Here is a 13,570-nt window from a genome sequence, read left to right as displayed (position 1 = left end):
AAACCGGATGCAGAATAAAATGAACCCGTTCATTTTTTATGCCGAGGTGCAGCCTATCTTCGCATTTTCAGCAAAGATATAACAAAACTGACGAATATTAAAAACTTCGTCCTCTTTTTAAAAAGAAATCCCCTTACCGGAAATACCGACAAGGGGACCTTTATAAGTCATCAGCGCTTTACAGCCACTGTATTTATCTTATTTCTTAAAGAAGTTCTGAACATCTTCATTACGGACCATCTGTTCATCAAAAATGTAAGCACCAGTCTTAGGAGACTTCACCATTTTGATAACCTTTGTATAAGAACGTCCTTCTTTGCTTCCTTCGTGCAAGGTTGCTACCGCTTTCTTTGCCATAAGTTATAGATTTATTATTTAATTTCTTTATGTACTGTCACTCTCTTCAGAATCGGGTTGTATTTCTTCAACTCCAATCTCTCTGTGGTATTCTTTCTGTTCTTCGTCGTAATATAACGAGAAGTACCCGGCATACCGCTATCCTTGTGTTCTGTGCATTCCAGAATCACCTGTACTCTGTTACCTTTTGCTTTCTTTGCCATAATCAGTATTCTCCTCTACTTTAGCCAATAACTTTAATGCTTTTCCAATCACAATAACCTTTAGCTACCGCATCTTTCAAAGCAGCGTCCAGTCCTTTCTTATTAATAATGCGCAAACCATTAGCGCAAATGCTAAGGCTGATCCAGCAATCCTGCTCTACATAGTAGAACTTCTTGTTAAACAAGTTCAAATCAAAGGTTCTCTTTGTTCTTCTCTTTGAGTGTGAAACATTGTTGCCAATCATGGCCTTCTTTCCGGTAATTTGACAAATCTTTGACATTTCTATCTTAATTTTATAGTTTTCTTTTTTGCCTATTTCAAACAGAGCGCAAAGTAAGCACTTTTATCGTTACCAAACAAGTTTTTCTTAAAATAATTCACTGTATGATAGCATTTTTTCCTCATTTCAGCTTCTCACAAAGCAACAAAAGGGCATTTTGAATTGCTTTTTCCACATTTCCCTTTCTTCCCTCGTCTCCCTCCTGCTTCATGGTAACGATTTCATTTTTATAGGCAGCGGCTATCCACACCGTACCCACCGGTTTTTCCGGAGTCCCACCTCCAGGACCTGCAATACCGGAAGTAGCCACTGCACAATCTGTTTTCAGCGTTTTCATCGCACCTTTCACCATTTCTGTAACAGTTTCGCGACTTACTGCTCCATGTTTTTCCAAAGTTTCGGCAGATACATGCAGCAAAGACATCTTTATTTCATTGGAATACGCCACTATACTACCATTAAAGTATTCCGAACTGCCGGGAACGGAAGTAATCAGAGCGGCAATCCCTCCACCCGTACAACTTTCTGCGGTGGAAAGGGACAATTTCTTTGCTTTCAGCAGCTCTCCTACCTTTTCTTCCAACTTCATACCTTATTATATATTATCCTAAAGTTACGCGTGAATAAGCAGGTGCTTCCATCGGACAAAAATCCTTATCCATATACTTGAAGTATCCGGTAATGGCAATCATGGCAGCGTTATCCGTTGTGTAGCTGAACTTCGGAATAAATATTTTCCAACCATACTTCCCGGCATGCTCACGGAAAGCATTACGCAATCCGTTATTGGCAGAAACGCCTCCTGCAACAGCCACTTCCTTTATTTTATATTGTTTGGCAGCTTTGCGCAACTTATCCATCAAGATATCTACAACGGTAGCTTCCAGTGATGCCGCCAAATCCGTCTTGTGATGTTCGATGAAATCGGGGTCGTCCTTCATCCAGTCGCGCAGAGAGTAAAGAAACGAGGTCTTAAGTCCGCTGAAACTATAATCCAACCCTGGAATATGCGGTTTGCTGAACGAGAAGGCTTTAGGATTACCTTGCCGAGCCAGTTTGTCAATAATCGGACCACCCGGATATCCCAATCCCATTACCTTCGAGCATTTGTCAATGGCTTCACCGGCGGCATCATCAATGGTCTGCCCCAAAATTTCCATATCGTTATAGGCTTTCACCAAGATAATCTGTGAGTTTCCACCGGAAACCAGCAAGCAGAGGAAAGGAAATTCCGGCTGCACATTATCTTCACCTTCTGCTTTAATGAAATGAGCTAACACATGACCAGTCAAATGATTAACATCAATCATAGGAATACCTAATGAACGGGCAAACCCTTTGGCGAAAGATACCCCCACCAACAACGACCCCATCAATCCCGGTCCACGCGTAAAGGCCACAGCACTCAATTCCTCTTTGGTTACTCCGGCGCGTTTCAATGCCTCATGCACTACCGGAACTATATTTTGTTGGTGCGCGCGGGAAGCCAGTTCAGGCACTACCCCGCCGTATGCTTCATGCACAGCTTGGCTGGCCACCACATTCGAAAGCAGATAACCATCTTTGATGACAGCTGCAGAAGTGTCATCACAAGAAGATTCTATTCCCAAGATTATTGTACTCATAATGTTTATTTACGTTTAAACGCTGCAAAAGTAGTGATAAAAGTACGATTCATAACGTATTATTTCATATTTTTGTTGGCTGATTATAAAAATTAACCGCCTATCAGAAAGCTAAAAAAAACAGTACGCTGGGTACTCGGTATTGTATTGGGATTGTATATCGGTACCATATTGTTGCTAAACATTCCATCCGTTCAGCGACAAATGTCTGTATTTGTTGCCAATGAACTGGCTTCCATACTGGACAGCAAGATTTCCATTGGGCGAATAAACATAGGATTGCTGAACCGCATCATCATCGACGACCTGCTCCTGGACGACCAGTCTGGCAAGGAAATGCTGAAGGTGACCCGTCTTTCTGCCAAATTCGATATTCTCCCCCTATTCAGCGGCAAAATATCCATCAGTAACATACAATTGTTCGGCTTTAACATCAATCTGAACAAGCAGACTCCCAAGGATAAACCTAATTTTCAGTTTGTACTCGACGCATTCGCATCCAAAGATACGGTTCAAAAGAAAAACAACCTGGATCTCCGTATCAATTCCTTACTGATACGCCGCGGAAAGGTTTCATATGATGTGCTGTCCGAGAAAGAGACTCCGGGAAAGTTCAATCCACAGCATCTCCGCTTGCGTAACATTATTGCAAACATCTCCCTAAAAGCATTGCAAAATGATTCTATCAATGCTGCCATCAAGCGTCTGAGCATCGAAGAAGAACATTCCGGATTTGAATTGAAGAAACTAAGCCTAAAGGTTATCGGTAATGACCAACGGATGAAAATCGAAAATTTCGCCATCGACCTCCCCAACACCTCTTTGGCAATGGATACTATACACATGGATTATGACAGTCTGGGGGCGTTTGACAATCTTGCCCAAGATGTCCGTTTCTCATTCCATTTGCTGCCCTCTCAAATCGCCTTGCAGGATTTATCGGCTTTTGTTCCGGCTTTTGGTTCTTTTAAGGAAAAATTGCAAGTAGAGGTACAGACGGACGGCACTGTCAATCAACTGAATTGCCCGCACCTTTCCGTCTCTGTCGGAAATCATTTTTATCTGAGGGGAGACGTATCACTACAAGACCTTTCCCATCCGAAAAATGCTTATATATTCGGCAATTTGTCCAATTTGTACGCAGACCCGGAAGGAATAGCCTTCTTTGTCCGGAATTTCAGCAAGAACTATAATGGAGTACCTCCCGTCCTGCAACACTTAGGAACGGTTTCCTTCCGTGGAGAAGTCTCGGGCTACTTCACAGACCTCGTAACTTACGGACAAGTACGTACTGACATCGGAACCATCCAAACCGACGTAAAACTAAGTTCTAACAAAGATAAAGGTTATTTTTCCTATTCCGGTGCAGTGAAAACCAAAGACTTTGAGCTGGGCAAGATGCTGGGCAACAAGAAACTGGGTAAAGTAACTTTCAATCTGGATGTCAACAGCAGCCATTACGAAAACCAATACCCGTCCGTACTGCTGAAAGGGCTGGTTGCCTCTATTGATTACAGCGACTACAATTACGAAAATATCACCCTAGATGGAGAATACAAGCAGGGAGGCTTCACGGGAAAAGTCGCCTTGGATGACACCAATGGTTCTGTTATTTTGAACGGTACCATCAATACCGCCAGTCGGGTACCGACTTTCAACTTTCAGGCAAGCATCGACAAATTTCGTCCTCATGCCCTACATCTGACACCCAACTATGAAGATACGGAAATATCAGTCAAAGTCAAGGCAGACTTCACCGGCGGTTCCATTGACGAGATGAACGGTGAAATCAACATTGATAGCTTATTGTTCGCAGCTCCGGAAACACAATACTTCCTGGACAACCTGAAGATATCCGCCATAAGAGAAAGCGAAAACCAGAAACGGCTGACCATCCAATCCAACTTTCTCCAAGGTAGCATAGAAGGCGATTATTCTTATCGTACCCTGCCTGCCAGTGTACTGAATATCATGCGTCGTTATATCCCCGCCTTGATTCTGCCAGACAAGAAACCCATAGAGACGGAGAACAATTTCCATTTCGACATGCACATTTACAATACGGAACTGCTCTCCACCGTCTTTCAGATTCCGGTAAAAGTATATACCCATTCCACCATTAAAGGATACTTCAATGACAAGGCACAGCGACTCCGTGTAGAAGGCTATTTTCCCCGTCTCCGCTATGAAAACAAATTCATCGAATCCGGAATGTTCCTTTGCGAGAATCCCGGTGACCAGTTCCATACACGCCTACGCTTCAGCAACCGCAAATCAAGCGGCGCTGTCAATATAGCTTTAGAAGCGCAAGCCCAGAACAACAGCATACAGACCACGCTGAACTGGGGTAACAGCAGCACTGTAACCTACAGCGGGAAACTCGCCGCCGTCGCCCACTTCATCCGTGAACAGAAAGAAGCGAATGAAAACAAGAGGAAACTTCCCCCCTTAAAAACCGTCATTAATGTCCAGCCCACCAACGTGATACTGAACGATACGCTATGGGATATACATCCCTCCCAAGTGGTACTCGACTCCGGCAAAGTGTATGTCAATGATTTCTACTTCAGCCATAAAGACCGGCACTTGCGTATCAATGGTATCGTTTCACCACAACCCGAAGATACAGTACGTCTGGATTTGAAGGAAATCAACATCGGTTATGTGTTCGACATTGCAGACCTCGGAGTCAATTTCAAAGGAGAAGCCACCGGTCCGGCTTTCGCCAGCGGAGTACTGGAAAACCCCGTCATGAGCACCGACTTGTTTATCCGCAACCTCGGATTGAACGAAGGCTTGCTGGGTGATGCCAACATACACGGAGAATGGCACCACGACGTGAAGGGCATCTATCTGGATGCCCATATCAGGGAGAAAGATATCGCCAAAAGCCATGTGTATGGCTATGTCTATCCCTTGAAGCCCACCAGTTCATTGGATCTCCAAATTGAAGCGGGCGGTACCAACTTGAAGTTTATACATCATTATATGAGCAGCATCACGCCCGAATTCAACGGACGTGCCACCGGCCATGTACATTTCTATGGCAAATTCAAGGCTCTCACCATGGAAGGGCGTGTATTCGGCGATGCTTCCATGAAGGTAGACGTGCTCAACACCACTTTCTCCGTCAAAGACAGCATCTACATCGAGCCCGGCGGGTTGACCTTCCGCAACAACCGCATTTTCGACACGCAAGGGCATCAAGGCAGCATGAGCGGCTATCTGCACTATCAGCATTTCAAGAACCTGGAGTACCGTTTCAATTTCAATGTCAACGACATGCTGGTGATGAATACCAAAGAATCACCGGACTATCCCTTCTACGGCACCGTCTACGGTACGGGAAATGCCACTATTGCCGGTAATGCCCAAGATGGCGTTAACATTGACATTGCAATGACTACCAATCGCAACACCACCTTTACCTATATAAAGGATAACGTATCTACAGCAGTCAGCAACCAGTTCATCAAGTTTGTGGACAAAACGCCACGCCGTGCCGTACAAGACTCTGTCCGCCTTTCCGACTACGAGATTGCCCAAAAGGAAATCGAGGAAGAGAAAGAGAGCGACACTGACATCCGGTTGAATCTCTTGGTAGACGCCACTCCCGACGCTACCATGAAGATTATCATGGACCCTATCGCCGGCGACTATATCAGTGGACGGGGAACCGGAAATATCCGTACTGAGTTTTTCAATAAAGGAGATGTAAAGATGTTCGGCAGTTACCGGATAAGCCAGGGAGTCTATAAATTCAGTCTGCAAGAGGTTATCCGAAAGGACTTTATTATCAGGGATGGGAGTACCATTACATTCAACGGTTCGCCGCTGGATGCCACTCTGGACATAAAAGCAGGCTATACGGTCAACTCAGCATCCTTAAATGACCTGATGCCCAACGAGGCAACCTCCGGCTACATCAGCCAGACAAATGTAAAAGTGAACTGTATGATGGACCTTACCGGACAATTGACTTCACCCGATGTAAAATTTGACATCGAGCTACCCAACGAACGCGATGAAGTGCAGGCCATTGTCCGTAACTATATTCCTACTGACGAGCAAATGAACATGCAGATACTCTATCTGTTGGCTATCGGCAAGTTCTATACCCCGGAAAACTTGGGAGCCACCCAGAATTCGAATATGATGTCCAGTGTTGTTTCATCCACCCTTTCCGGACAGTTGAATAACGCTTTATCGAACATTCTCGATGTTAATAACTGGAACTTCGGCACCAATTTCAGTACCGGTGAAAGAGGCTGGACAGACATGGAGTTCGAGACCATGCTTTCGGGGCAATTATTGAATAACCGACTACTTATCAATGGTAATTTTGGTTATCGTGACAATCCGATGGCAAATACTAATTTTGTGGGAGACTTTGAAGCGGAATGGCTCGTCAACCGTTCCGGAGATATCCGCCTGAAAGCGTACAACGAAACGAACGACCGCTACTACACCCGGACAAATCTGACAACACAAGGTATTGGTATTATCTTCAAAAAGGATTTCAACAAATGGAGTGAGCTCCTTTTCTGGAACAGATGGAAACTCAACCGGCTGAGAAAGGAACAAGAAATAAAACAAGATACCCTATCCTCTGATAAAATAAACACAGAACAGCAGATGCCCGAGGCACAATCAAAACGGAAAAGGGAGCAAAAATAAGATTGACGTTCTTACTGTCCACATTGAAGGTTTTAGAATAAGCAAATAGGCTCAAATACAGTATTTTAACATGGCTACACCCTTTATACCTAAAGGTGTAGCCATCACTCTACGATGGTATAGGCATTCAAGGCAAAGGGTGTAGCCATAAAAATACATCAGAAAGGTAATGGCCCGTCCGACCCCACACCTCCAAACGGGTTGTCCGTCTGTGGCGGAAAATCAGCAGCCGATGGAGGTGGCGGTGTTGCCGTACTTCCGATAGGCGCATTCATACGTGAACCGAATGTAGCTCCTCCACCCTCCGTCGGAGGTGGAATAACCATATCATCCTCGGGATTCTGGAAACGGGTGTACTGTCCGATAAACCTCAGACGCACATCCCCCACGGCACCGTTACGGTGCTTTGCTATGATGATTTCCGCCATACCGCGCAAGTCACTGCCATCGGCAGAAGTATAAATCTTGTAATATTCGGGACGGTGGATGAAGCAAACCATATCGGCATCCTGCTCGATGGCACCGGATTCACGAAGGTCACTCAACTGGGGACGCTTGCCTTCCTCGCCTTCACGGTTCTCCACACCACGGTTCAACTGCGACAGAGCGATGATAGGAATGTTCAGCTCCTTGGCCAAACCTTTCAATGAGCGCGAAATGGTACTAACTTCTTCCTGACGGCTACCGAAAGACATTCCGCTTGCATTCATCAGCTGAAGGTAGTCGATGATGATAATCTTTACTCCGTGCTCACGTACCAAACGCCGTGCCTTCGTACGGAGTTCGAATACCGACAAAGAAGGCGTATCGTCCACATAAAGCGGAGCATCCAGCAAGTCACGCAGTTTGTAATCCAACTGCTGCCATTCATAGTCCGCCAACTGACCACTCTTGATTTTCTCACTCGGAATCTCGCACACGTTGGATATCAAACGGTTCACCAGCTGCACGTTACTCATTTCAAGCGAGAACAGCGCTACGGGATTGCGGAAATTCACGGCAATGTTTTTCGCCATGGAAAGTACGAACGCCGTTTTACCCATGGCAGGACGGGCTGCAATAATGATGAGGTCGGACTTCTGCCATCCGGAAGTCATCTTGTCCAGCTTGGTATACCCACTTTCCAAGCCACTCAAACCATCGGTACGGGCAGCAGCTTTCTGAATCAAATCATAGGCTTCGGCAATGACAGGATTAATTTGTGTATAATCCTTCTTCATGTTCTGCTGGGAAATCTCGAACAGTTTTCCTTCGGCCTCCTGCATCAAATCGTCCACATCCAGCGTCTCGTCGAAAGCCTTGCTCTGGATATTACTGGTAAAAGTAATCAATTCACGTGCCAAAGCTTTCTGCGCAATGATACGTGCATGATATTCGATGTGTGCAGAAGATGCCACCTTACTGCTAAGTTGGGTAATATAGAACGGGCCGCCCACTTCCTCCAATTCTCCCCGCTTTGAAAGCTGCTCCTTCACGGTGAGGATATCGACCGGCTTCTGATTCACGGCCAAATCGGTAATAGCGGAATATATCAGCTGATGTCTATGCTCATAGAATGACTCCGGACGAAGAATTTCACTTACCAGCGAATAAGCGTCCTTCTCAATCATCAAGGCTCCCAAGACTGCTTCTTCCAGCTCCGGCGCTTGCGGCTGGATACGTCCGTAGTCTGTTACGGGCTGTGGTGCCTTTCCTTTCGGAGTACGGGATGTTCTTCTTTGTTCTGCCACTTTAAGAATTAATAATTGAAAATTAAAAATTAAATGAACTTCCCTTTTAGAAAGGGGAAGCAAAGATAATGCAAACCGAATACATAACTTTCATGCTTGCATGAAAAAGTTATGTTGAGGTGCAGCCTATCTTCGCTCGTATGGCAAAGATAAGCGAATTTATTTATAAGCGGTAAATAAATCATTGCTAAGTTTTCAATCTACTATGAACAGAAATCACTAACTTTGTCTTCGGAAGCTGCACTTCATAGCTTCCCCTTTTAATTTTAAATTATTAATTCTTAATTTTCAACGCCATGCTGACTTTTCCAAATGCCAAAATAAACCTGGGACTGAATATCACAGAGAAGCGTCCGGACGGATACCATAATCTGGAAACCATTTTCTATCCGGTTCCCATAGAAGATGCTTTGGAAATAAATATCTTGAACGAAGGAAACCGAAAGTTCCGTCTGCATCAGGCAGGTCTGGAAATTGAGGGAGAAGCAGAGAGCAACCTGGTAGTGAAAGCCTACAAGTTGCTGGACGACCAATTCAACCTTCCTCCGGTAGACATCCATCTCTTCAAGCATATTCCCTCGGGAGCCGGACTGGGTGGCGGTTCGGCCGATGCAGCCTTCATGCTGAAGCTTCTGAATAATAAGTTTGAACTCGGACTGCCGGATGACACTCTGGAAGAGTATGCCGCCAAGCTAGGTGCCGATTGTGCCTTCTTCATCAGAAACCGTCCGACTTACGCAGAAGGTATCGGAAACATATTTTCTCCCCTTCCCCTCTCACTGAAAGGATATCGGATATGGTTGGTGAAGCCGGACATTTTCGTCTCTACACGGGATGCCTTTGCAAAAATAAAACCGCATCATCCGGAAATGTCTCTGAAAGAAATTGCCCAACTTCCCGTTGAAGAATGGAACGGACGAATGGTCAATGACTTTGAAGAAAGCGTATTCCCCCAATTTCCCACTATCGGAGAAATCAAGGAAGAGATGTATCGGCAAGGAGCTGTATATGCCTCCATGAGTGGTTCGGGGTCATCTGTTTACGGATTATTCAAGGAAGATGCCGTATTGCCGGAAGTGGATTTCGGAGAAAAAGCTTTTGTATACAAAGGCCGGTTCACTGATGTTTAAAAATGCGTCAACCAATATACTGATTTCCGGAAACAAAAACACAACAAGGTTGTTCTTACAGAAAACTCAAAACAACCTTGATTATGAAAAAGTTCAAATTCGGTATTCTGGCAGGACTACTTGTCTTGCTGTCAGTGTCCGCTTTTGCGGAAGGACGTCTTCCCGTAAATATACAAACAGCTTTTCAAAAGCTCTATCCTCAAGCAACGGATGTGGAATGGGAGCAAATGGCCGGTTGCTACGTGGCAGAATTTATTGCAGATAGTCAGGAAGTTGATGTCTGGTTCAATAAACAAGCGGAGTGGGTCATGACTGAAACAGATGTAGAGTCACTGGAAAAAGTGCCGGCTCCCGTGGCAGAAGCATTCATGAGCAGTAGAATGGCCGGCATGAAGTTAAGGGACGTAAGAATCATCACCTTTCCCAAACATCCCACAGTGATTATAATTGAGGTGGAACAATACAATTCCGATGAAGAATTCCAACTGTTCTATGCTCCGGATGGAAAACTATTACAAAGCCTCGATGTAACAGAACTTGGAGGAGAGATCTATCCCGGACTCTTTTTCAATGATTAATACTGACGATTGGTGATTTGTCGATGGTATCCATTCATCAACAAATCACCAATCATTCATCACCAATCATTAATATACCTCTACCCTATCAGCAATACGCTTCGCTTTGTCGCGCAACGTGTCAAGATCACTGTCAAGAGGTGCATAACACAGCACTACACCCATACGGCGGTTTACGCGGGTAGTAGGCTTGCCAAAAATACGCAGATAAGTATCCTCTTCTTTTGTAACCTCTTCCATGCCACGATAATTGGGACGTTCCTGACTGGCTATCGGAGAGAGGATGACAGCACTGGCTCCTATACGCTCCTGCTTGATGCCAGGGATAGGCAGACCAAGCACCGCACGACAGTGCAATTCAAACTCATTCAGATTCTGGGTTCCGGCCAGGGTTACCATACCCGTATCGTGCGGACGTGGAGAAAGTTCGGAGAAATAGACACCGTTCTCATGGCTGAGAAAGAATTCCACTCCCCACAATCCGGCACCGGTCAAGGCACGGGTCACTTTCTCTGCCATATCCTGCGCCTCCCTTAGATGGGCAGGGTCAATATGGGCAGGCTGGAAACTTTCACGATAGTCCCCACCCTTCTGTACATGGCCGATAGGCGGGCAGAACAAGGTCGGGCCATTCTTCTGCGTTACGGTGAGCAATGTTATCTCACTGTCGAACTTGATGAATTCCTCAATGATAAGTTCTTTTATGTCTCCACGGCTACCATTACAGCCATATTCCCAAGCATGCTCCAATTCGTCGGCACTCTTTACGAGAGACTGGCCTTTGCCGGAAGAGGACATCAGCGGTTTCACCACGCATGGGAAACCTATCTTTTCAGCTGCAATTTTCAGTTCATCCAGAGATTTGGCATAAAAATATTTAGCTGTTTTCAGTCCCAACTCTTTAGCTGCAAGGTCGCGTATAGCCTTACGGTTCATAGTAAAGTTCACAGCGCGTGCACTGGGCACCACTTGAATGCCTTCTTTCTCGAAATCGTACAGACGTTCCGTACGGATAGCCTCGATTTCCGGAACAATGATATCCGGCTGGTGTTTGCGTACCACGCGTTCCAAAGCATCTCCATCAAGCATGCTGAATACTTCACATTCATCTGCCACTTGCATGGCAGGCGCTCCGGCATACGAATCGCAGGCGATAATATACTGACCTTTGCGTTGGGCGGAAATTACAAACTCCTTGCCCAGTTCACCAGAACCCAACAATAAAATCTTTTTCATCCTATCTATTTATTTACTATTTGACAATTTTCAATTTACTATTCAACACTATACAATCAGACGATTTACTATTCACCATCCGCTACCCGATTACAGCACAGCCAATAGTAAATAGTAAATCGTCTAATAGTAAATTCCTTTATTGGTGCTGTTCTCTCAACAAATCATTCACCGTCTTTACCGGATTGAATGTAGTCAGAGGCACTTCTACAAATACAGTATTCCAATCACTCATGGCGCCGTTCCACAAACCGGGAAGTTCAAGCGCCTTCAGGTCCTTGCCGTTCTTGGACTTATAGGAGATGAACCCCGTGGCTTTATCCACATACTTCACAAGATTGAACTTATGTCCTTTATAGTCACGTACAGCGCAAACCAAATCCACCGGATTGAAATGGGTACCCTTTTCAAACATTTCCTTCTTTTCCGGATCGTCCATATCAATCTGCGAACTTTCCAGAATCTGCAGAGAGATAGTGCCGTCACTGTTGTATGCCAAGAACGGACCTCCACCTGGTTCGCCTACGTTCTTCACCATACCGCAGACGCGCATCGGACGGTTCAGTTTTTCTTTCAGGTATATCACCAGTTCGGCATCTTCCAGATTCTTCGTCTCCGGGTTCTTGCAATAGAGTTGCTTCTGCAGGAATTGCAGGATTTCAAGAATTTGTTCGTGTGTATATTTCCCGCTTTCAAGCAACTGCAAATAGGCAAATACCTTCTGCTGCAAAGCTACCAGTACACCGGCAATCAGCTTTTTATATAATACGGTGTCACCCTTCAGTTTGTCGGGTACCACATTGTCGATATTCTTTATGAAGATAATATCCGCATCAAGGTCGTTCAAGTTTTCAATTAATGCACCATGACCGCCCGGACGGAACAAAAGTTTGCCATTGTCACGGAACGGTTTGTTTTCCATATCGGCGGCAATGGTATCGGTGCTCGGCTTCTGTTCCGAAAAAGAGATGTTATAATCCACCCCATACTTCTTTGCATAAGCGGCAGCCTTTTCGTCTACCAAAGCCTTGAACAAGGCACGATGTTCGGGCGAAACCGTGAAATGCACATTCACCTTACCGTTCTTATTGGCAGCATACAATGCTCCTTCTACCAAGTGCTCTTCCAGCGGCGTGCGGCTACCGTCTTCATACTTATGGAACTTAAGCAATCCTTTGGGCAGAGCACCATAGTTCAGTCCGGCCCCTTCGAGTAAGGCAGCAACAACCGCCTTGTAGTTTCCAGCGGCAACCAAAGTCGGTATATCCTTTCCGGCAGTCCTCTGGCAAGCGGTATTCAAGTCATCATAGAAGGCAAACTTCTCTATTTTCTCAAAGAAAGTCTTTTCAAAGTTTGTCTGGGGAGTGTCATAGTCTGCCCCGAGAAATTCAAACAAGTTCTTGAACATACGGCTGGCAGCACCCGAAGCAGGCACAAACTTCACCACCACTTTATCGGTTTGTGTATATGCCTCCCAGGCATCCAGGTATTTCTTCTGTTCATCCGTATTCGGAGCCAGTATACCCTTTTCTACAGAAGCGGCGGCAGACAGCTTCAAGTATGGAAAACCTTTTTCGAAACAAGCCAACTGTTCGGCTATTTGTTCTTCGGAGATGCCTTTATTTTCGAGCAACTCTTTGTCTTGCGGTGTTATCATAATATCTTGTTTTATTAATTCATGCCCAAAAATACAAAAAAAGCAGAACTGCCGTCAAGAAAATGAAGAAAAAACTTACCTTTGAAGCATAAAATA

Annotated in this window: 11 protein-coding genes; 3 read left to right on the top strand and 8 right to left on the bottom strand. The window is 45.1% G+C overall.

Annotated features, from left to right (window positions below; genetic code table 11):
- Positions 1-198: 198 nt before the first annotated feature.
- From ACESTD_RS13705 to tsaD, 5 genes are all read right to left on the bottom strand, one after another.
- Positions 199-357: a DUF4295 domain-containing protein gene (locus tag ACESTD_RS13705; protein ID WP_005827735.1), complete on the bottom strand. Its 159-nt coding sequence runs from the start codon at positions 355-357 to the stop codon at positions 199-201.
- A gap of 14 nt (positions 358-371) precedes the next feature.
- Complete coding sequence (gene rpmG, locus ACESTD_RS13700) at positions 372-560, bottom strand: 50S ribosomal protein L33 (protein ID WP_002560155.1); 189 nt, start codon at positions 558-560, stop codon at positions 372-374.
- A 20-nt stretch (positions 561-580) separates the two neighbouring features.
- A complete protein-coding gene (rpmB, locus tag ACESTD_RS13695) occupies positions 581-841 on the bottom strand; it encodes a 50S ribosomal protein L28 (RefSeq protein WP_004291052.1) in 261 nt (86 codons plus the stop codon).
- 121 nt (positions 842-962) lie between these two features.
- Positions 963-1,430: a CinA family protein gene (locus tag ACESTD_RS13690; protein WP_008664496.1), complete on the bottom strand. Its 468-nt coding sequence runs from the start codon at positions 1,428-1,430 to the stop codon at positions 963-965.
- 13 nt (positions 1,431-1,443) lie between these two features.
- Positions 1,444-2,466, bottom strand: a complete 1,023-nt coding sequence (gene tsaD / locus ACESTD_RS13685; protein WP_005827731.1) for a tRNA (adenosine(37)-N6)-threonylcarbamoyltransferase complex transferase subunit TsaD — start codon at positions 2,464-2,466, stop codon at positions 1,444-1,446.
- 204 nt (positions 2,467-2,670) lie between these two features.
- Here tsaD and ACESTD_RS13680 point away from each other — a divergent pair, with 204 nt between their 5' ends.
- On the top strand, positions 2,671-7,143 hold the full coding sequence (locus ACESTD_RS13680; protein WP_373158776.1) for a translocation/assembly module TamB domain-containing protein: 4,473 nt from the start codon (positions 2,671-2,673) through the stop codon (positions 7,141-7,143).
- A gap of 158 nt (positions 7,144-7,301) precedes the next feature.
- Here ACESTD_RS13680 and dnaB read toward each other — a convergent pair whose 3' ends face one another.
- Complete coding sequence (gene dnaB / locus ACESTD_RS13675; RefSeq protein ID WP_008664493.1) at positions 7,302-8,873, bottom strand: replicative DNA helicase; 1,572 nt, start codon at positions 8,871-8,873, stop codon at positions 7,302-7,304.
- Between the two features lie 296 nt (positions 8,874-9,169).
- Between dnaB and ispE the strand changes: the two genes are divergently transcribed.
- On the top strand, positions 9,170-10,003 hold the full coding sequence (gene ispE, locus ACESTD_RS13670) for a 4-(cytidine 5'-diphospho)-2-C-methyl-D-erythritol kinase (protein WP_117688994.1): 834 nt from the start codon (positions 9,170-9,172) through the stop codon (positions 10,001-10,003).
- 83 nt (positions 10,004-10,086) lie between these two features.
- On the top strand, positions 10,087-10,581 hold the full coding sequence (locus tag ACESTD_RS13665; protein ID WP_373158775.1) for a PepSY-like domain-containing protein: 495 nt from the start codon (positions 10,087-10,089) through the stop codon (positions 10,579-10,581).
- Positions 10,582-10,650: 69 nt separating this feature from the next.
- Here the strand turns inward: ACESTD_RS13665 and purT are convergent, their stop codons facing one another.
- A complete protein-coding gene (gene purT / locus ACESTD_RS13660) occupies positions 10,651-11,817 on the bottom strand; it encodes a formate-dependent phosphoribosylglycinamide formyltransferase (RefSeq protein WP_057089426.1) in 1,167 nt (388 codons plus the stop codon).
- Positions 11,818-11,956: 139 nt separating this feature from the next.
- A complete protein-coding gene (locus ACESTD_RS13655) occupies positions 11,957-13,474 on the bottom strand; it encodes a DUF4301 family protein (RefSeq protein ID WP_098032332.1) in 1,518 nt (505 codons plus the stop codon).
- Between the last annotated feature and the right edge of the window lie 96 nt (positions 13,475-13,570).

The sequence above is a fragment of the Bacteroides sp. AR20 genome (genome assembly GCF_964250605.1).
In the GTDB taxonomy this organism is placed as follows: Bacteria; Bacteroidota; Bacteroidia; order Bacteroidales; family Bacteroidaceae; genus Bacteroides; species Bacteroides uniformis.
This window is presented reverse-complemented; position numbering and strand designations above follow the sequence as displayed.